Origin of the sequence: Saccharopolyspora ipomoeae (assembly GCF_029952525.1) — a bacterium.
GTDB lineage: Bacteria > Actinomycetota > Actinomycetes > Mycobacteriales > Pseudonocardiaceae > Saccharopolyspora > Saccharopolyspora ipomoeae.
In genome coordinates, this window is record NZ_JASAOF010000016.1 from 68150 (window position 1) to 87083 (window position 18934).

At 70.4% G+C, this 18934-nt stretch carries 17 protein-coding genes; 7 read left to right on the plus strand and 10 right to left on the minus strand.

What is annotated here, in order from left to right:
• Window positions 1-69: 69 nt before the first annotated feature.
• Window positions 70-1347: an acetyl-CoA C-acetyltransferase gene (locus tag QFW96_RS21855; RefSeq protein ID WP_281457563.1), complete on the minus strand. Its 1278-nt coding sequence runs from the start codon at window positions 1345-1347 to the stop codon at window positions 70-72.
• Window positions 1348-1473: 126 nt separating this feature from the next.
• On the opposite strand from QFW96_RS21855, the gene QFW96_RS21860 reads away from it, so the two are divergent.
• The gene (locus QFW96_RS21860; protein WP_281457564.1) at window positions 1474-2805 is read left to right on the plus strand and encodes a 3-oxoacyl-ACP reductase; all 1332 of its coding nucleotides are present in this window, start codon (window positions 1474-1476) and stop codon (window positions 2803-2805) included.
• 14 nt (window positions 2806-2819) lie between these two features.
• Complete coding sequence (locus QFW96_RS21865; RefSeq protein ID WP_281457565.1) at window positions 2820-3656, plus strand: MaoC/PaaZ C-terminal domain-containing protein; 837 nt, start codon at window positions 2820-2822, stop codon at window positions 3654-3656.
• A gap of 65 nt (window positions 3657-3721) precedes the next feature.
• Here the strand turns inward: QFW96_RS21865 and QFW96_RS21870 are convergent, their stop codons facing one another.
• Entirely contained in the window at window positions 3722-4393 is a 672-nt protein-coding gene (locus QFW96_RS21870; protein ID WP_281457566.1) for a TetR/AcrR family transcriptional regulator, read from the minus strand.
• Between the two features lie 110 nt (window positions 4394-4503).
• On the opposite strand from QFW96_RS21870, the gene QFW96_RS21875 reads away from it, so the two are divergent.
• The 3 genes from QFW96_RS21875 (at window position 4504) to QFW96_RS21885 (ending at window position 6389) form a co-directional block, all read left to right on the plus strand.
• Complete coding sequence (locus tag QFW96_RS21875; RefSeq protein WP_281457567.1) at window positions 4504-5067, plus strand: SCP2 sterol-binding domain-containing protein; 564 nt, start codon at window positions 4504-4506, stop codon at window positions 5065-5067.
• Window positions 5068-5539: 472 nt separating this feature from the next.
• Window positions 5540-5824 carry a hypothetical protein gene (locus QFW96_RS21880; protein WP_406688381.1) on the plus strand — a complete coding sequence of 95 codons (285 nt, stop codon included), beginning with the start codon at window positions 5540-5542 and terminating at the stop codon, window positions 5822-5824.
• A gap of 94 nt (window positions 5825-5918) precedes the next feature.
• Window positions 5919-6389 (plus strand): pyridoxamine 5'-phosphate oxidase family protein, encoded by a 471-nt coding sequence (locus QFW96_RS21885; protein WP_281457569.1) that lies wholly within the window; start codon window positions 5919-5921, stop codon window positions 6387-6389.
• Between the two features lie 43 nt (window positions 6390-6432).
• Here QFW96_RS21885 and QFW96_RS21890 read toward each other — a convergent pair whose 3' ends face one another.
• Genes QFW96_RS21890 through pdhA form a run of 3 tightly spaced genes read right to left on the minus strand, consistent with a single transcriptional unit; the run spans window position 6433 to window position 10056 of the window.
• Window positions 6433-7800 (minus strand): dihydrolipoamide acetyltransferase family protein, encoded by a 1368-nt coding sequence (locus tag QFW96_RS21890; protein ID WP_281457570.1) that lies wholly within the window; start codon window positions 7798-7800, stop codon window positions 6433-6435.
• A gap of 13 nt (window positions 7801-7813) precedes the next feature.
• Window positions 7814-8830 (minus strand): alpha-ketoacid dehydrogenase subunit beta, encoded by a 1017-nt coding sequence (locus QFW96_RS21895; protein WP_281457571.1) that lies wholly within the window; start codon window positions 8828-8830, stop codon window positions 7814-7816.
• Entirely contained in the window at window positions 8830-10056 is a 1227-nt protein-coding gene (pdhA, locus tag QFW96_RS21900; RefSeq protein ID WP_281457572.1) for a pyruvate dehydrogenase (acetyl-transferring) E1 component subunit alpha, read from the minus strand. Before pdhA ends, QFW96_RS21895 begins: the two co-directional genes overlap by 1 nt.
• A 413-nt stretch (window positions 10057-10469) precedes the next feature.
• Here pdhA and QFW96_RS21905 point away from each other — a divergent pair, with 413 nt between their 5' ends.
• Both QFW96_RS21905 and QFW96_RS21910 read left to right on the plus strand, forming a co-directional pair.
• A complete protein-coding gene (locus QFW96_RS21905) occupies window positions 10470-11111 on the plus strand; it encodes a GOLPH3/VPS74 family protein (protein WP_281457573.1) in 642 nt (213 codons plus the stop codon).
• Window positions 11112-11165: 54 nt separating this feature from the next.
• Window positions 11166-12581, plus strand: coding sequence for a M20/M25/M40 family metallo-hydrolase (locus QFW96_RS21910; RefSeq protein ID WP_281457574.1), 1416 nt, complete (start codon window positions 11166-11168; stop codon window positions 12579-12581).
• Window positions 12582-12618: 37 nt separating this feature from the next.
• Here QFW96_RS21910 and QFW96_RS21915 read toward each other — a convergent pair whose 3' ends face one another.
• From QFW96_RS21915 to QFW96_RS21935, 5 genes are all read right to left on the minus strand, one after another.
• Window positions 12619-12816 (minus strand): PspC domain-containing protein, encoded by a 198-nt coding sequence (locus QFW96_RS21915; protein WP_281457575.1) that lies wholly within the window; start codon window positions 12814-12816, stop codon window positions 12619-12621.
• Between the two features lie 217 nt (window positions 12817-13033).
• Window positions 13034-13498, minus strand: coding sequence for a hypothetical protein (locus QFW96_RS21920; RefSeq protein ID WP_281457576.1), 465 nt, complete (start codon window positions 13496-13498; stop codon window positions 13034-13036).
• Between the two features lie 30 nt (window positions 13499-13528).
• On the minus strand, window positions 13529-15103 hold the full coding sequence (locus QFW96_RS21925; RefSeq protein ID WP_281457630.1) for a glycosyltransferase family 87 protein: 1575 nt from the start codon (window positions 15101-15103) through the stop codon (window positions 13529-13531).
• A gap of 174 nt (window positions 15104-15277) precedes the next feature.
• Entirely contained in the window at window positions 15278-18343 is a 3066-nt protein-coding gene (locus QFW96_RS21930; protein ID WP_281457577.1) for a transglycosylase domain-containing protein, read from the minus strand.
• Window positions 18344-18445: 102 nt separating this feature from the next.
• On the minus strand, window positions 18446-18850 hold the full coding sequence (locus QFW96_RS21935) for a DUF5318 domain-containing protein (protein ID WP_217649757.1): 405 nt from the start codon (window positions 18848-18850) through the stop codon (window positions 18446-18448).
• Between the last annotated feature and the right edge of the window lie 84 nt (window positions 18851-18934).

An 18934-nucleotide genomic window follows, 5' to 3' on the forward strand; every position in this document is an offset into this window, starting at 1 on the left:
GAAAGCCCCCGGTGACCTGGGGGGAGGTCTCCGGGGGCTTTCGCGGGGGTGGGGCTTCGGAAGAGCGGGTCAGCGCTCGATGATCGCGGTGAGGCCCTGGCCGCCTGCGGCGCAGATCGAGACCAGGCCCTTGCCCTCGCCCTTCTCGGCGAGGAGCTTGGCCAGGGTCGCGACGATGCGGCCGCCGGTGGCGGCGAACGGGTGGCCCGCGGCCAGCGAGGAGCCGTTGACGTTGAGCTTCGCCGTGTCGATGTCGCCGAGGACCTTGTCGCGGCCGAGCCGGTTCTTGCAGAACTCCGGGTCCTGCCAGGCCTTCAGCGTCGCCAGCACCTGCGAGGCGAACGCCTCGTGGATCTCGTAGAAGTCGAAGTCGCCCAGCTGCAGGCCGTTGCGGTCCAGCAGCTTCGGGACCGCGTAGGCCGGGGCCATCAGCAGACCCTCGTCGCCGCTGACGTGGTCGACGGCGGCCGGGGCGATGTCCGACAGGTAGGCCAGCACCGGGATGTTGTTGGCCTTGGCCCACTCCTCGCTGGCGAGCAGCACGGTGGACGCGCCGTCGGTCAGCGGGGTCGAGTTGCCCGCGGTCATGGTCGCGCCCTCGCCCTTGCCGAACACCGGCTTGAGCTTCGCGAGCTTCTCCACGGAGCTGTCCGCGCGCAGGTTCTGGTCCTTGGCCAGGCCCTGGAACGAAGTGATCAGGTCGTCGAAGAAGCCGCGGTCGTAGGCGGCGGCGAGCCGGTGGTGGCTGCGGGCGGCCAGCTCGTCCTGGGCCTCGCGGGTGATCTCCCAGGCCAGCGCGGTCTTGGCGGCGTGCTCACCCATGGACAGACCGGTGCGCGGCTCGGAGTTCTGCGGGATCTCCGGCACGACGTGCTGCGGCCGCGCCCCGGCCAGTGCCTTGATCTTGGCGCCGGTGGTCTTGGCGTGGTTGGCCTTGAGCAGCACCCGGCGGAAGTCGTCGTTGACGGCGATCGGTGCGTCGCTGGCGGAGTCGACGCCGCCGCCGATGCCGACCTCGATCTGGCCGAGCGCGATCTTGTTGGCGACCGAGACGACGGCCTCCAGGCCGGTCGCGCACGCCATCTGCACGTCGTGGGCGGGGGTGCGCGGGTCGAGCTGGGAGCCCAGCACGGTCTCCCGCGCGAGGTTGAAGTCGCGGCTGTGCTTGAGCACGGCGCCGGCGACGAACTCGTCGACGGTCTTGTCGGCCAGCCCGAAGCGGGCGACGAGCCCGTCGAGCGCGGCGGTGAGCATGTCCTGGTTGGAAGCGCGAGCGAAGGGACCGCCGGATCGCGCGAACGGGATCCGATTGCCGCCGAGGATCGCGACTCGCCGAACGGTGGCCATACCTACTCCCTCGTTGCTGGTTCGTTCCTGGCCAATCTAACCTACCCGCGGGTAAGTTAGCCGTCGAGTGACCGTGCGACTTCGTGTCCGAACCCTCATGAACCGCCTCCTCGGGAGTGTCCAGAGATGTCCGATCGATACCAGCAGTTCACCCAGTCCGCGTTCGGGCGCCAGCTCGTCAAGAAGCTGGGGCTGCCCGACCCGACGCCGCTGCGCCGCTTCACGCCGGGCGAGCCGCTGATCGCCGGGCCGGTGCTGCTCGGCGGTTCGGGCAGGCTCGCCGACTCGGTCAACGCGACGCTGCAGGACGTCGGCGCCGACGTGCGCAAGGAGCGCGCCGACGACGAGCGCTACGCCGCGCTGGTCTTCGACGCCACCGGCATCACCTCCAGCCAGGGCCTGCGCGAGCTGTACGACTTCTTCGGCCCCGCCATCCGCCAGATCGACCGCTGCGGCCGGCTGATCGTGCTCGGCACCCAGCCCGAGACCCTGTCCGACCCGCGCGCGGCCACCGCGCAGCGCGCGCTGGAGGGCTTCACCCGCACCGCGGGCAAGGAGCTCAAGCGCGGCGCCACCTCGCAGCTGGTCTACGTCGCCGAGGGCGCCGAGAAGGCCACCGACTCCACGCTGCGGTTCCTGCTGTCCGGCAAGTCCGCCTACGTGTCCGGCCAGGTCGTGCGCATCGGCCAGGCCGACGTGCCGGAGATCGCCCAGGACCGCCCGCTGCAGGACAAGATCGCGCTGGTCACCGGCGCCTCCCGGGGCATCGGCGCGGCCATCGCCGAGACCCTGGCCCGCGACGGCGCGCACGTGGTCTGCCTGGACGTGCCCGCCCAGGGCGGCGAGCTCGCCGAGGTCGCCAACCGCATCGGCGGCTCGACGCTGCAGCTCGACATCACCGCCGAGGACGCCCCCGCCAAGCTCGCCGAGCACTTCAGCGAGCGGTACGACGGCCTCGACGTCGTGGTGCACAACGCGGGCATCACCCGCGACAAGACGATCGGCCGGATGAGCGAGGCCCAGTGGGACTCGGTGCTCGCGGTGAACCTGACCTCGCAGGAGCGGATCGACGAGAAGCTGCTGAGCGAGGACTCGCCGCTGCGCGCGGGCGGCCGGATCATCTGCGTGTCGTCGATGAGCGGCATCGCCGGCAACGTCGGCCAGGGCAACTACGCCGCGTCCAAGGCGGGCGTGATCGGGCACGTGCAGTCCACCGCGCCGCTGGCCGCGAAGAAGGGCGCCACCATCAACGCCGTCGCGCCGGGCTTCATCGAGACCAAGATGACCGCCGCGATCCCGCTGTTCGTGCGGGAGGCCGGTCGCCGGATGAACAGCATGTCGCAGGGAGGCAAGCCGATCGACGTCGCCGAGACCATCGCCTGGTACGCCAACCCCGCCTCGGCCGGGGTGAACGGCAACGTGGTCCGGGTCTGCGGCCAGAGCCTGCTCGGCGCCTGAGGTCTGGAGGGACGATGCCGGAACTTTCCACCGCCCCCAGCCTGGGGCCGCTGTACCTCAAGGCCGCCGCGACCGGCCCGACCCGCCGCGGCGGCGAGCTGCCGGAGACCGAGTACGTGCGGCGCGGGATCACCGTCGACCCCGTGGAGCTGGCCGAGTACAACCGGGTCTGCGGGTTCAGGTTGCGCGACGAGCTGCCGATCACCTACCCGCACATCCTGTCGTTCCCCGCGTCGGTGCAGCTGATGACCGACAAGGGGTTCCCGTTCCCGCTGGTGGGGCTGGTGCACGTGGCCAACCGGATCCAGCAGGACCGGCCGGTGCTGGTGACCGACGAGCTGACCCAGGTGGTCAAGGTCGCCGACCTGCGACCGCACCCGAAGGGCAAGCAGTTCGACGTGGTCACCGAGACCAGCGTCGACGGCGAGGTGGTGTGGCGGGAGACCTCCACCTACCTGCGCGTGGGCAAGCGGGACGAGAGCGCGCCGCAGAAGCCGCGCCGGGAGATCGAGCCGGGCGCGGCTTCGGGAACGTGGCGGGTGCCCGCGGGTCTCGGCCGCGAGTACGCGGCGGTCTCCGGTGACCGGAACCCGATCCACCTGCACGCCCTGACGGCGAAGGCCTTCGGCTTCCCGAAGGCGATCGCCCACGGCATGTGGTCCAAGGCCCGCTGCCTCGCGGCCCTGGAAGGACGTCTGCCGGAGGCGTTCACCGTGGACGTCGACTTCGCCAAGCCGCTGCTGCTGCCGTCGAAGGCCGACTTCACGATGCGCCGGACCGCCGCGGGCTGGGACTTCGCCCTCCACTCCCGCTCCGGAAAACCCCACCTCACGGGCTCCGTCACGGCCTGACGACCTGTCCCACGTCGACGACCCCGGTTCTCATCGCGCGAGAACCGGGGTTCTTGACGGAGGGATCAGGAGGGGGTGGGGGTTTCGGAGGTGGGGAACCAGGAGCGGCCTTCGACGAGTTCTCCGAAGCCGAGCCAGAGCATGTTCATCAGGCGCATGGCCATGCCCTCGGCCGTGTAGTCGGGGTGCTGGAACCACCACTCGACCAGGGCCTCACCGGCGCCGACCAGGGCGGCGGCGAAGGGTTCGGTCTGCTCGGACTGCATCGGCTGGGGCGAGTCCGTGGTCGCCTCGGCCAGCAGAGCCGCGATCAGGTCGGTGGCGCGAGCGCGCCACTCGGAGAGCTCCTGGACGTAGGGCTCGCCGGGCACGTCGCCCTGGCGGTGCAGCAGCTGCCACCCGGCCTTGTTGATCTTCACGTAGTCGAAGAACATGTGCAGCCGGTGCCAGAGCTGATCGGCAGGGGTCGCGGTCTCGCCGATGTCGGCGCCGATGGCCTCGACGAGCTTCGCCGCCTCGCGCCGGACGCACGCGATGAACAGCTCGTCCTTGGCACCGAGGTAGGCGTAGAGCATCGGTTTCGAGATGCTCGCGGTCTCGGCGATCTCGTCCATCGACGCGTTGTGGAACCCGTGCTTGGCGAACACCTCCACGGCGGCGTCGAGAATCTGACGCTCCCGCACCTCCCTGGGCAGGCGCCGGGACCGGGGGCGCTCGCTGTCCCGATGTTCTTCCATCTCACCTCATACGCTGGTAATTCGCCTCAGGTTAGTGGAGCGACTCAAGTCTGTGCGGCTTGCCCGCCAACCTACTCGCACGTAGTCTTACTCCCCAGTAACCAATGGAGGTGGCAGCGTTGCCGCAATCCCCACCGGACCCGATCGCCACCCTCGGCAGCGTCGATCCCCGTTCGATCGACAAGGCCGAGCTGGTCCGCCTGCTGCGCGCCGCCTCCGAGACCGCCACCTCCGGCGGCCTCGACCTCAGCTCCCTCACCCCCGAGCAGTTCGCCCGGCTGATCTCCCGATCGTCGGTCGACCAGCTCAACGCCGTGCTCGCCGAACCCGCGCTGCGCGAGAGCATCCTCGACGAGATCTTCCGGCGCATGGGCGAGCACTACCAGCCCGAACACGCCAAGCGCAGCCACGCCGTCGTGAACTGGCGGATCGGCAAGGGCGACGACCTGCTGCACTTCGAGTGCGTGCTGGCCGACGGCCGCTGCCAGGTGACCAAGGGCGCCCAGCACGCCTCGCCCACGGTCACCATCACCATGACCCCGCTCGACTTCCTCCAGCTGACCTCGGGGAACACCACCGCGCCGAAGCTGGTCATGGCGCGACGGGTCCGACTCGCCGGGGACATCGGCTTCGCCGTCAACCTGCCCAAGCTGTTCCAGATCCCGAAGGCGTGAATCTCGCGCACCAGACACCGGGTCGCCGGAAAGCCCCCCACGACGACCCGGGCCCAAGCGGACGGGCCGCGCTCCCGAACCCCCAGCGGAGCCCGGTCCGTTCGCGCGTTCCCCGGTGATTGCCCTAGCAGATCAACTTGTTCGCAGGGTTAACCGCAGGTCAGTGGCATATGACACGGTGCGGAATTGCACAACCGGTACCGGTGTTGATTCGGTAGAGGGCAGTATGCAGCCTGGCCGCGTTGTGAGATCGGTTCATCTCGCTGGATCGTGATCGCTGATGCACCATGTGCGTGGACAGGTGCAACGGCATTCGTCCGATTGGATGAATCGCAGACCGATGCGTCAGGATGAGCACCGGTCCGCGTCCCACCGATGAGTGAAGGGCCGACGGCCCGGAGCGCATCGAACGAGTTCTGCGGGGAGAGCTCGGCTCGGCCAACGCTTCGATGACGAACGGGAGGGCGAAGCGGTGAAGAAGTTGAGTACGCCTGAGGCGGAGACTCCGATCTTCCGAGAGATCAACAAGGAGCTCGGCGAGCTGCCGGAGATCGACATCCACGACTTCGACAAGCACGCGTTCGATTTTCTCCGCGAGTACGACGAGCAGAAGTCCCAGGAGGCCGTGCAGGAGACCCCTGCTGAGGAGGCCGAACCCGTCGCCGTGTCGGCAGGCTCCACCACCTCGGAGTCCGGTTCCGCAGGCTCCGAGACGTCCGGAGGCCGCCGAGGCGGGCGCCGCCGCAAGGGCAACTGACCAGACTTGACCGACGGCCCGCGCCATCCGGGGGGATGGCGCGGGCCGTTCGGCTGTCCTGAGGTTGTCGGACACCCGTGCCAGCCTGGTCGGCGTGACCGGATGGCGGGAATTCACCGAACAAGCACCTGAGCTGGCCGAGGCCGCTCGGGCACGACTCGAATCCGCGCGGCACCACGTGCTGGCGACGCTGCGCGCGGACGGATCGCCGCGGGTCAGCGGCAGCGAGGTCGGCTGGTACCGGGACGAGCTCGTGCTCGGCTCGATGCCGGGCGCGCGCAAGGCCCGCGACCTGCAGCGCGACGGGCGGTTCGCGATCCACACCAATCCCGGCGACGGCACGATGACCGAGCCGGACGTCAAGATCTCCGGGCTGGCCACCGAGGTGACCGGCGACGACCAGGCCGCCTGGGTCGCCGAGGCCGGGCCGCCGCAGTCCGACGCGCACCTGTTCCGCTGCGCGATCACCGAGGTCGTCACCACCGCCGTCGCCGACGACCAGACCCACCTGGTGATCACCTCGTGGACCCCGGACCGGGGCGTTCGCGTCTTCGAGCGCGCGTGAGAAGGGCGCCCCCGGGAACTCCCGGAGGCGCCCTTCGCGCGGATCAGTAGGTGAAGGCCAGGCTCGGGTTGGCCAGCAGCGCGCCGACGTCGGCGAGGTACTGGGAACCCTGCTGACCGTCGACCACCCGGTGGTCGAAGCTCAGCGCGAGCTGGCAGATCTTGCGCGGCACCACCTGGCCGTCGACCACCCACGGCATGTCGCGGATCGCGCCGAAGGCGAGGATCGCGGACTCACCGGGGTTGATGATCGGCGTGCCGGTGTCGACGCCGAAGACGCCGACGTTGGTGATGGTGATCGTGCCGCCGACCATGTCGGCCGGGGCCGTCTTGCCGTCCCGGGCGGTGTTGGTCAGCTGCTCCAGGGACTCGGCGAGCTCGCGCAGCGACATCCCGTCGGCGTCGCGGACCTTGGGCACCACCAGGCCGCGCGGCGTGGCCGCGGCGACCCCGAGGTGCACGTAGTCCTTGTAGACGATCTCGCCGGCCGCCTCGTCCCACGTCGCGTTGACGTCCGGCGTCCGGCGGGCGGCCAGGCACATGGCCTTGGCCGCGAACGCCAGCGGCGTGATCTTCACGCCGCGGAACGCCGGGTCCGACTTGAGCTGCTCGCGCAGCTCCATCATCGGCGTGACGTCGACGGTCAGGAACTCGGTGACGTGCGGCGCGGTGAACGCGCTGTCCACCATCGCCTGCGCGGTCGCCTTCCGGACGCCCTTGATCGGCACCCGTCGCTCGCGCGCACCGGACGGGGTGGCCGCCGGTGCCGCGGGGGCGGCCGCGGTCTGGACGTCCTCGCGGGTGATCACGCCGCCCGTGCCGGACCCGGCCAGCGAGCGCAGGTCCACGCCGAGGTCCTTGGCCAGCTTGCGGACCGGTGGCTTGGCCAGCGGAACGGAGCCGCGCACCTCCTCGACCTGCGGAGCCCGCGGTTCCGGCGGCGCGGCGGTGGCCGTGCCGCGGGTGTCCGTGCCGGTGTCCGTGTTGGGGGTCGCCGTGCCGTGGGTCGCCGTGCCGTTGACCCGGTCCTTGCGGGGACGCCGCTTGGCCGACGAGGTCCGCGGGCCGTAGCCGACGAGCGTGGCGATCCGGCCGTTGGACTCCTCGCCGATCTTGCCGGAGGTCTCCTGCGGTTCCGGTTCCGGTTCCGGCTCGGGTTCGGGCTCGGCACCGGCCATCTCGATGCTGATGATCGGCGTGCCGACCTCCACGGTCTGGCCCGGCTCCACCAGCAGGTCGCGGATCGTGCCCGCCCACGGGCACGGCAGCTCCACCGAGGCCTTGGCGGTCTCGATCTCCACGATCACCTGGTTGACGGTGACGTTCTCGCCGGCCTGCACCTTCCAGCCGACGATCTCCGCCTCGGTCAGCCCCTCACCGACGTCGGGCAGGGGGAACTTCTTGAGCGCCATCGATGAACTCCCCTCAGTACGCCAGCGAACGGTCGACCACGTCCAGCACCCGGTCGAGGTCGGGCAGGAAGCCCTCCTCCAACTTCGACGGCGGGTAGGGCGTGTCGAACCCGGTCGCCCGCAGCACCGGGGCCTCCAGCGAGTAGAAGCACTCCTGCTGCACCCGGGTGGCGATCTCGGAGGTCACCGACGACTCCGCCGGGGCCTCGCTGACCAGCACCAACCGGCCGGTGCGGCGCACCGACTCGAACACCGGCCCCAGGTCCAGCGGGGACAGCGCGCGCAGGTCCACGACCTCCAGGTCCAGCCCGTCCTCGGACGCCGCGGCCGCGGCGTCCAGGCAGGTCCGCACCATCGGGCCGTAGGCCGCGACGGTGACGGCCGAGCCGGACCGCGCGACGCGGGAGCTCAGCAGCGGCAGCGGGTCGATCGAGGTGTCGAGCTCCGCCTTCTCGTAGTAGCGGCGCTTGGGCTCGAAGAACAGCACCGGGTCGTCGCACTCGATGGCCTGCTGCAGCATCCAGTAGGCGTCCACCGGGTTCGAGCAGGACACCACCTTGAGGCCGGCGATGTGCGCGAACAGCGATTCCGGCGACTCCGAGTGGTGCTCGACCGCACCGATGCCGCCGCCGTAGGGCACCCGGATCACGATCGGCATCTTGACCTTGCCCTGGCTGCGGTAGTGCAGCTTGGCGAGCTGGCTGATGATCTGGTCGAAGCCGGGGAAGATGAACCCGTCGAACTGGATCTCGCACACCGGCCGGTAGCCGCGGATGGCCAGGCCGATCGCGGTGCCGATGATCCCGGACTCGGCCAGCGGGGTGTCGAGCACGCGGTGCTCGCCGAAGTCCTTCTGCAGTCCGTCGGTGATCCGGAAGACGCCGCCGAGCTTGCCGACGTCCTCACCCATGATCAGCACCTTCGGGTCGCGCTCCAGCGACGCGCGCAGGCCCATGTTCAGCGCCTTGGCGATGGTGACCGTCTGGGTCCCCGACGGGGTGGTCGGGCGTTCGAGAGCGGGCGCGGCCATCAGCGAACACCTCCTGCCACGGTCTCGTCGGCGAATCCGGCCAGGTAGGACAGGTACTCCTCGCGCTGCGCGGCGAGCTGCGGGCTCTCCTCGGCGTAGACGTTCGAGAAGATCCGCTCCGGCGGCGGCTCCTGCATGGTGAAGCAGAACTCGCGGAAGCGCTCGGCGAGCTGGTCGGCTTCGGCGTCGACGGAGTCGAAGAACTCCTGGTCGGCGGCGTGCTCGCGGATCAGGTGCACACGCAGCCGCTCGATCGGGTCCTTGAGCTTCCAGGCCTCCTGCTCGTCGGTCATCCGGTAGCGGGTCGGGTCGTCGGAGGTGGTGTGGGCGTCCATCCGGTAGGTGAACGCCTCGATGAGCACCGGGCCGTTGCCGTTGCGGCACTCGTCCAGCGCCCACTTCGAGACGGCGAGGCTGGCCAGCACGTCGTTGCCGTCCACCCGGATGCCGGGGAAGCCGTAGCCGCTGGCGCGCTGGTAGAGCGGTACTCGGGTCTGCCGCTCCAGCGGCTCGGAGATCGCCCACTGGTTGTTCTGGCAGAAGAAGACCACCGGCGAGTCGTACACGGCCGACCACACCATCGCCTCGTGCACGTCGCCCTGGCTGGTGGCGCCGTCGCCGAAGAAGACCATGGTGGCCTCGCCGTCGGGATCGCCGACCTTGCCGTCGAAGCGCTGCCCCATCGCGTAGCCGGTGGCGTTGAGGCACTGGTTGCCGATGACGATCGTGTACAGGTGGAACCCGGTGCTCGTGGGGTCCCAGCTGCCGTGGTCGGTGCCGCGGAAGATGCCGAGCAGTTCGGTGGGGTCGATGCCCCGAGCCCAGGCCACGCCGTGCTCCCGGTAGCTCGGGAAGGCCATGTCCTGCGGTTTCAGCGCCCTGCCCGCCCCGATCTGGGCGGCTTCCTGGCCCAGCAGCGGCACCCAGATGCCGAGCTGGCCCTGGCGCTGCAGCGCGTTGCCCTCCCGGTCGGCGCGGCGGACCAGCACCATGTCCCGGTAGAGGTCGCGCAGCTGCTCGGGTGAGATGTCGATGTCGAAGTCCGGGTGCTGGACCCGCTGACCTTCCGGGGTGAGGAGCTGAACGAGGTCAGCCCCACCTTCACTCGTCGCGCGCAAACCGGCGATCACCTGCTCCCGTGTGGGCTTGGCTGCGGTTGCGGCAGGGAGGTCGGTGCGCTTCGCGGGCGGTTCGCCGGATGAGGACGTCCATTGCTCGGGGGACATGTGTGATCTCCTCGTGTCGCGCCGATGTCACCGCTTGTGGCGGTGCTGATCGGCTGCCCCGCCGGCCTGCCGGTGACCTGGTGGGTCACCCGGTCGGCCGAGCGGAGCGGTGGATCGCTCCTCGTCATCCTGGCACGAAAACCCCGTGATCCGTGAGCCCTGCCACAGGGAGTGGATCGGTACAGCGGCGAGCGATCAACTCCCGTGCGGTCACGTTAGTTCTTCTGAGGACAGTGCGAATTCGCAGGTCATCGAATTAATGGAGGACCGACTAACGAGTTCCGGACCATTGCGGTACCGATATTGGGTCCGCCCTCGCTCCCGTTGCGGGAATACGACAACCGCCCACCCCGGTGACCGTGACCCGAACAGAGCAGCCACCATCCCGGCACCCCCGGTGCCACACTGCGCTCATGACGCACCTGAGCCTGCCCGAGGAGTTCGTGCTGCTGCTGCACAAGCCCCGCGGCTCCTACTACGCCACCGCCGACCACACCGGCGCCGCCGAGCTGGGCGAGCTGGTGCTCACCGAGCGCTTCGCGCTCACCGACAAGAAGCTGACCGTGCTCGACCCGGCGCCCACCGGCACCGCCTGGATCGACGAGTCCGTCGATTTCGTGCAGCGCAAAGCGGGACCGAAGGGCAGGCCGCTGGCCGCGACGACGTTCATCCAGAGCCGCCGCAAAGCCCGCGAGCGGCACGCCGAAGCGCTCGTCGAGCGCGGGCTGATGCGCCGCGAGCGGCGGAAGGCGCTGTTCATCCCCTACGACCACTTCACCCCCGATCCGGGGACGCGGGACGCGCTGGCCGCCCGGATCCGGGCCGCCGCGCGCAACGAGGTCCAGCTCGACGAGCGCCTCGCGATGCTGGCCGCGCTGGTGCAGGCCACCGGGCTGCAGACGCACCTCGGCCTGGACAAGGCCGAGCGCAAGCGGCTCAAGGAGATCAGCAAGGGCGAGGAGCTGGGCGGTGCGGTCCGCGACGTCATCGCCCAGACCACGGCCGTGCTCACCGCCGTGACCGTCGCGGGCGGCGCGGCGGCGTCGGGCAGCTGACCGACTCGCGCCAGGTCCGGACGCGTCCCACCAGTTGGGCATAGGATCGCGCTCGTGGATCGAGCTGCTGTTGCCAAGACCGTTGACCAAGCCTGGGACCAGGCGATTCTGCCGAGCCTGTCCGAGCTGGTGAGGATTCCCGCGGTGTCGCCGTCGTTCGACGCCGAGTGGGAGACCACCGGGCACCTCGACGCCGCGATCGAGCACGTGCGGGCGTGGATCGACGGCCGGGGCATCGAGGGCGCGGCGATCGAGGTCGTCCGGCTGCCCGGCCGGACGCCGCTGCTGCTGGTGGACGTGCCCGGTTCGGCCGGGGCGCCGGACGAGTCCGCGCTGCTCTACGGCCACCTCGACAAGCAGCCGCCGGTCGGCGGCTGGTCGGAGGGCCTGGGCCCGTGGACGCCGGTGGTGCGCGACGGCAAGCTCTTCGGCCGGGGCGCCGCCGACGACGGCTACGCGGGCTACGCGGCGGTGACCGCGATCGAGGCGGTCCGCGCGCACGGCGGCGAGCACGCGCGCTGCGTGGTGCTGCTGGAGACCGGTGAGGAGTCCGGCAGCCCCGACCTGCCCGCCTACCTGGAGCACCTGCGCGACCGGCTCGGCGCCGTGTCGCTGGTCGTGTGCCTGGACTCGGGCGCGGGCGACTACGAGCGGATGTGGCTGACCAACTCGCTGCGCGGCATGGTGCAGCTGGAGGTCACCGTGCAGGTGCTCGACTCCGGCCTGCACTCCGGGATCGCCAGCGGCATCGCGCCCAGCTCGTTCCGGATCATGCGGCAGCTGCTGGACCGCTTGGAGGACTCCGCGACCGGCGAGATCCTGGTTCCGGAGCTCAACGTGGACATCCCGGCCAACCGGATCGACGAGGCCCGCTCGGCCGTCGAGGCCGTGCCCGGCATGATCCGCGACTCGGTGCCGTGGCCGGAGGGCGTGCGGCCGGTCGCCGATGACGAGGTCGAGCTGGCGCTGAACAACACCTGGCGACCGACGCTGTCGATCATCGGCGCGGACGGGCTGCCCAAGCCCGCCGACGCCGGCAACGTGCTGCGGCCGTCGACGACGCTGCAGCTGAGCTTCCGGGTGCCGCCGACCGCTGACCCGCAGGCCGCGCTGGACGCGGTGCGCGCGAAGCTGTCCGCCGACGTCCCCTACGGCGCTCGCGTGACCTTCGGCCACTCGGAGGCCGGACTGGGCTGGAACGCCCCCGACCCGGCCCCGTGGCTGTCGAGCGCGCTGGACGTCGCGAGCGAGGAGATCTTCGGCGCGGGCTGGCGGACGATGGGCCTGGGCGGTTCGATCCCGTTCATGGGACTGCTGCACGAGGCGTACCCGGACGCGCAGTTCGTGGTCACCGGCGCCCTCGGCCCGGACAGCAACGCCCACGTCCCGGACGAGAGCCTCGACCTGGCCTTCGCCACCAAGATCACCAGCGCCATCGCCTGCATCCTCGACGCCCACGCCACCCGGTGACGGGTCGGGGCAGTGCTGGTCAGGAAGCCCCGGGCGCTCAGGACTTGGGGATGAGGAGCCAGAGGACGAGGTAGACCACGAACTGGGGTCCGGGCAGCAGGCAGGAGACCAGGAAGAGGATCCGGACCGTCGTCGGTCGCATCCCGAAGCGGCGGGCGAGGCCCGCGCAGACCCCGGCGATCATCGCCTCGTCCTTCGGGCGGGACAGGGACTTGTTCTGGTGCATCGTCGTCATGCCCCCACGATGCGCCGCGCGCCGTCGCGGGACCTCAGGGACGAGCCCTGACCCCTCCCGGAGACGTCCCCGGCCGTGTGGGCAGTTTTAGCCATGATCAACCATGATCAATGCCCGTTTTGTCCGGACGAATATGGCTAGAACTGTCCAACAGCCGGGGACGGCACTCTCGGCGGAGGAGGACCTCAGCGGGAGTCGAGCCGGTGGTGGGGTGTGGTTAGCAAGCGGGGGTGTAGGTGCGGGTGGCGAGGAGCTGGTCCCCGGAGGTGACCTCGACCGTGCTGCGGGCGTTGTTCGGCAGCGGCGTGCTCGCCAGGACCAGGCCCTTGGCACCGACCGAGCCGGAGCCCTTGGTCTCGCCGTTGACCTTCACCGCGTAGGGCGTCGTCGGGGCGTCCGGGGCCGCGGTGATGCGGTACTCCACCGACGGCGTGTGCGCCGGGTCGGGGAACGCCGCCGCGAGCATCGGCATCGAACCGACCAGCGCCGACATGTCCTGGCACCGGGCGTCGCCGAGCTGGACCTGGACCGGGGCCGGGGCCGGAGCCGGAGCGGCCGAAGCGGTAGCCGCGAACGCGGCGGGAACCGCCACCGCCGCGGTGACGGGAACGGCTGCCGCCGCAGTGACGGGAACGGCTGCCGCCGCGGCAGCGAGAACGAAGGTCAGCGTGCGACCGGGCATCTGCGAAGCACCTCCACGAGAACGAGCGGATCAGCGCCTCGAAGCTAGAGCTCCCCGGGTCAGCGCGACCGTCCGTTGCCCCCAACGAGCGACACCGGGTAACACGAACCGGTCGCGAGCACCGTCGAGCACTCCCCCGCACGGGTCGTCGATGCCGCCGGCGTGCTCGCCCCGCGTCGCCAGGGCGGTGCGCACCTTGTCGCGAGCCGGGTCGAGGATCTCGCGGACGATCAGCGCGCACAGCAGCACGACCATCGCGTCCCGGACCAGCACCGCGCCCAGGAACCAGTCCTCCGGCAGCCCCTTGTTGGCCGTGCCCAGGTAGTAGTACATGCGCGGCGCCCACACCGCGGCGTCGATGATCATCCAGGACAGCAGCAGCCGCCAGCGCGGCAGCGCCAGCACCGCCAGCGGCACCAGCCACAACGAGTACTGCGGGCTCCACACCTTGTTCGTCAGCAGGAACGCCGCCACCACCAGGAAGCACAGCTGCGCCACCCGCGGCCGCGTCGGCGCGGCCATCGCCAGCCAGCCGACCGCCAGGCAGGCCACCAGGAACAGGCCGAGGCTCACCGCGTTGAGCACCACCGGCGTCGCACCCGGCGCCAGGTGACCGTCGAAGCCCTCCCAGGAGGTGAAGTACATCAGCGCGTTGTACAGCGAGTCCGGGTCGGCGGGACGCGAGCTGTTCAACCGGAAGAACTCGCCCCAGCCGTCCGGGTAGGCCAGCAGGATCGGCACGTTGATCGCCAGCCAGGACAGGGCGGCGGCCAGCACCGCCCGCATCGCGTCGGGCAGCTTGCCCGCCCGCCAGGCCAGGACCAGCAGCGGGCCGAGGAAGAACAGCGGGTAGAGCTTCGCCGCGCCGCCGACGCCGATGAGCACGCCCGCCAGCACCGGTCGTCGTCGCGCCCACGCGAGCAACCCGGCGGTGCCCAGCGCCGTGGCGAGGGTGTCGAAGTTGGTGAAGGCGTGCGCGAACACCAGCGGGGACACCGCTGCCAGCGCGACGTCCCAGACCCGCCTGCGGGCCAGGAGAACCAGCGCCCAGATCGTCACCAACCAGGCCGCCGCCAGCCAGAACGAGGTGATGTTGAAGTACAGGACGCTGAGCAGTCCGCCCGGCAACCAGCCGAAACCGGCCAGCGTCGCCCAGCCGTCGGCGGCCCGCGCGTTGACCCACTGGAAGATCCCGGTCAGCACCGGGTACTCCATGTACCGGGTCTTCTCCTGCGGCGTGCCCTGGTTCTCCACCCAGCCCGTCTTGTACGGGAACGCGTTGTCGGGCGCGAGATCGCCCATGCCGTAGCGCGGGATGATGTCGGTGTAGCACATGGCGGTGTACTGCTTGCTGTTCCGCCAGTCCAGCTGCGGCCCGCTGGTCGTGTCGTAGGTGACCTGGCAGGGAGCCTTGAACAGCCACGCCGCCGCCAGCGTCAGCACCGCCAGCAACAGGATCACCCGCAACGGCGTCCAGAACCACTGCCGCCCCACCTGCGCGTGCCTGCCCAGCGGCCCGCCGATGATCCGGCCGGCCTTGCGGCCGAGCGGTTCGGTCCACGTCGGGGAGACCCGGTCGGCTGGGGAGAGCGACGTCGAGTCCACCGCCGCCGCAAGAGCTTTGCCCGACGCTGCCGCCGCACGAGCGTTGCCCGATGGTGCCGCTGCTTCCGGATCGGCGGTTTCGTTGGTGGACACGCCCGGATGCTACTTGGCCCGGAAAAACCCGAGGGGCACCCGCCGGGTCGGCGGATGCCCCTCGGGACGAACGGGATCGGGCTAGCCGCCCCAACCCCCGTCGCGCGTGGGCGCGACGTCACCGGGCTGGTCCGGTTCGCTCGTGGACGACTCGCACGGCGGCTCGAAGAACCCGCCGCAATCACTGCCGCCCCCGCCCGGACGCGTCCGGGTGGCCGTCGGGTCCTGGCTCTCCGACTCGCTCGGCGGCGTCGTCGGGGGCATCGACGACGTCGGCGGCTCCGAGGACGTCGGAGGCGGCGGCAACGGGATGTCCTCGAACTGACCGATGGTGTCGGTCTTCTTGAACTGCTCGACCTTGAGGCCCTTGTGGTAGTTGTTCATGAACTGCTGCCACACCATGGCCGGGTACTTGCCGCCGTAGAAGCTGGTGCCCGAGTTGTCCTCCAGCGGCACGTTGCGGCCGTTCTCGCTGGCCAGCATCGACACCGAGGTGGACAGCTGCGGCGTCGCACCGATCATCCACGCGGTCGCGTTGTCCTTGGTGTCCAGGTACTGGTGGGTACCGGTCTTGGACATCACCGGCCGGCCGCCTTCGAGACCGCGCTTGGCGTGGTCGGCGACGTCGAACATCGACGCGATGGTGTTGTAGGCCAGCTTCGCGGCCTCCGAGTCCGACTCGTCGTAGAGGTTCTTGGTCGGCTCGTTGTGGATCTTGATCGCCGGGCCCTCGCGCGGCGTGATCTCCCGGACCATGTGCGGCACGTGCGACTTGCCCTGGTTGGCCAGCGTCGCGTAGGCGTTCGCCATGTCGATCGGCTTCACCGGGTACATGCCGAGCGCGATACCGGACTGGGTCTGGCCGTCGGCGTTCTGCAGGGTCTTGGTCTCGCCCTTGCCCGACTTGTAGGCCTCCGGGACGCCCGCGGCGTGCGCTGCCTCGGCCACCGCCGGCGGACCGACCCGGGCGGCGATGTTGACGAACACGGTGTTGACCGACTTCGTCATCGCCTCGCGGACGCCGCACCGGTTCGGGATGTCGCAGGCCACGCCCGGGGCGTTGGCGAAGTCCGTGCCCGCGATCTTCTGCGGGCTCGAACCGTCGTAGAACTCGCCGATGCCCAGGCCCTTGTGCAGACCGGCCAGCACCGCGAACGGCTTGAACGACGAACCGGGCTCGGTCGGCGCGACCGCCCAGTCGTAGCCGCCGACGTCACCGCCGCCGCCGTAGTAGGCCTTGACCTCGCCCGTCTTGGGCTCGACCGCCACCAGCGAGGTCTTGATGTTGTCCGGCAGCGTGTTCTCTGCCTGGCTCGTGGCGGCGTCGACCGCGGCCTTCTGGGCCTTCGGGTCGATCGTCGTCTTGATCTTGTATCCCTCGCGGGCCAGCGTGTCCTCGTCGTAGCCGGCCTCTTCCAGCTCGCGGAGCACCTGGTCCTTGATCTTGAACTGGTCCGGCGTCAACCGCTTGTCGATCCGCCAGTCGCTCTGCCCCCGGGTCTCCGGCGGCGTCGTCAGCGGCTCGCGCTCGGAGGCGGGCAGGAACCCGTTCTGGACCATCTGGTCGAGCACGTAGTTGAACCGCGAGGTCGCCTGCTCCATGTCCTCGCGCGGGTCGTTGCCCTTCGGGCGCTGGACCATGCCCGCCAGGACCGCGGCCTCGCCCGGCGTGATCTCGCTGGGCTTCTTGCCGAAGTAGGCGTTGGCCGCCGCCGTGATGCCGTTGGCGCCGCGGCCGTAGTAGGCGGTGTTGAGGTACGACAGCAGGATGTCGTCCTTGCTGCGCTCGTTGGTGATCTTGAACGCCAGCACGATCTCCTTGACCTTGCGAACGTAGTCGGGGTCCGACTTGTTCAGCTCCAGGTCGAGCTTGATGAACTGCTGGGTGATCGTGGAACCACCACCGACGCCGGAGCCGGTGAACATGAAGAACACCGACCGGGCGATGCCCTGGAAGTCGAATCCGGGGTTCGTGTAGAAGCTCGCGTCCTCAGCGGAGATCGTCGCGTCGCGCAGCGGCTTGGACACCTGGTTGAGGTCGCGCACGACCTCCCGGGACCCGTCCGAGCTCACCGTCGCCAGCGGCGAGTCGTCCGCGTAGGTGATCGTGATCGGCTGCTTCATGTTCAGCAGCTTCTGCTCGTCCGGCGCCTCCCAGAAGAGGTAGCCGTAGATGAACACGATCGTCGGGATGATCACTCCCGCGGCCGCGGCCACGTAGCAGGCCCTGCGGACGCGCCGCCATATGACGGCGCGCTTGGCTTGAGCGGCACTCATGTCGTCGTCCGGATCCTCGCTGTCATCCGTGCCTCGGCCGTCCCCGCCCCGGAAACCGGCGGCGCCGACGTCGGCGGCACCCCCGGCCCTGCGGTCGCCGAGCGAATCGTTGTCGCCGTACGGGTCGTCATCAAGATCGTCGGCGTAGTAGTTGTACGTCGCCTGATCGGAGTGCGTGAGCAGGTTCGGCTCGCGACCGACACCCGCACCAGCGCCGGCTGCTCCAGCAGCACCAGCGGCGGCAGCGGCTCCACCGGCGGCAGCCGCTCCACCGGCCGCCGCGCCGGACGCGCCGGAGCCTCCCCGGTCATCGCCCGGGGTCTGCGGGATGTTCTGGGTGGGCGCCTCACCGGGCGGCGGCGCGGGGCGGCCGGGGGGAGGCTGCTGGCCGGACGGGGGCTGGCCCGGACGTCCCGGCGGCGGAGGAGGAGGCGACGGCGAGTAGCTCGTCGCGTCGTCCTCCCCGTTTAACCTGCTGGTCAGCGGTGACGAGCCCGAACCGGGTGCGGAGTCGTCGTCGAACGACGGCGTCCACGCACCGGTCGTCTCCTCCGGCGCCTCGGCACCGGGTCCACCAGCGCCGGGTCCACCGGCGGGGGCTCCCTCGGCACCGGGCCACTGCGGCTGTCCGCCGGACGGCGCGCCGGGACGCCCCGGCGGGGGCGGCGGCTGCTGGCCGCCCGCTCCCGGACGGGGACCGGGCTGCTGCTCGCCGGGCCACGCGGGACCACCGCTCGGGGGCGGCGGAGGTCCGGACGGGCGCTGCGGCGGCTGGCCCGGGTTCTGCGGCGGGGGTGGCGCGGGGCGACCGTCGGGGTTCGGATGCCGGGAGTGGCGGCCCTTGGCGTGGTCGTCACGCTCGTCGTTCACGAGTTGGCCTCCAGGACAGGCGTCGGGGCGACGCCGGTGATGCGTTCACGTCGGGGGTGCGCCGCATCGGCGCATGCGGTCGTGCCGGGTGCACGAACGATCTCACTCCGCTGCAGTCTTGCGTCCCGAGCGACCGTCGTTCAAGCCGTCGGTCCCGAGAACGTAAGACAGCACCAGGTGGTTCCAGTTACATGTGCGGCACACCTCGACGACGTAGACGTTGAACTCCTCGAACAAGGTGGCCATCCGGTCCAGCTCCTCGGGCTTGCGCGCCGATCCGGACGCGTGCTTGAGGGCGTCGCCGAACACCCAGGAGACCTGGGTCAGCTCTTCCTTCCTGCACACCGGGCAGGTGGTGTCGCTGGGCTCACCGTGGAACTTCGCCGCCTGCAGCAGGTACGGGTCGGCGTCGCAGACCTCCATCACCCCGACGCGACCAGCGTGCAACTGCGCCAGCAGCGCTCGGCGCTGCAACGCGTAGTCGACCACTTGCCGTTGGGTCCGCACGACCACAGGGTACGTGCCGCCCCGACGCGCTCCATGCGCCGTTCAGGGCAGGCGGGCACCCCCGGCGTCACGTGCGGTGATGCC

Bases quoted from the DNA above. Each gene is read 5' to 3' on its own strand.
- QFW96_RS21855 (WP_281457563.1), bottom strand. From the start codon at position 1,347: ATGGCCACCGTTCGGCGAGTCGCGATCCTCGGCGGCAATCGGATCCCG.
- QFW96_RS21860 (WP_281457564.1), top strand. From the start codon at position 1,474: ATGTCCGATCGATACCAGCAGTTCACCCAGTCCGCGTTCGGGCGCCAG.
- QFW96_RS21865 (WP_281457565.1), top strand. From the start codon at position 2,820: ATGCCGGAACTTTCCACCGCCCCCAGCCTGGGGCCGCTGTACCTCAAG.
- QFW96_RS21870 (WP_281457566.1), bottom strand. From the start codon at position 4,393: ATGGAAGAACATCGGGACAGCGAGCGCCCCCGGTCCCGGCGCCTGCCC.
- QFW96_RS21890 (WP_281457570.1), bottom strand. From the start codon at position 7,800: ATGGCGCTCAAGAAGTTCCCCCTGCCCGACGTCGGTGAGGGGCTGACC.
- QFW96_RS21895 (WP_281457571.1), bottom strand. From the start codon at position 8,830: ATGGCCGCGCCCGCTCTCGAACGCCCGACCACCCCGTCGGGGACCCAG.
- pdhA (WP_281457572.1), bottom strand. From the start codon at position 10,056: ATGTCCCCCGAGCAATGGACGTCCTCATCCGGCGAACCGCCCGCGAAG.
- QFW96_RS21905 (WP_281457573.1), top strand. From the start codon at position 10,470: ATGACGCACCTGAGCCTGCCCGAGGAGTTCGTGCTGCTGCTGCACAAG.
- QFW96_RS21915 (WP_281457575.1), bottom strand. From the start codon at position 12,816: ATGACGACGATGCACCAGAACAAGTCCCTGTCCCGCCCGAAGGACGAG.
- QFW96_RS21920 (WP_281457576.1), bottom strand. From the start codon at position 13,498: ATGCCCGGTCGCACGCTGACCTTCGTTCTCGCTGCCGCGGCGGCAGCC.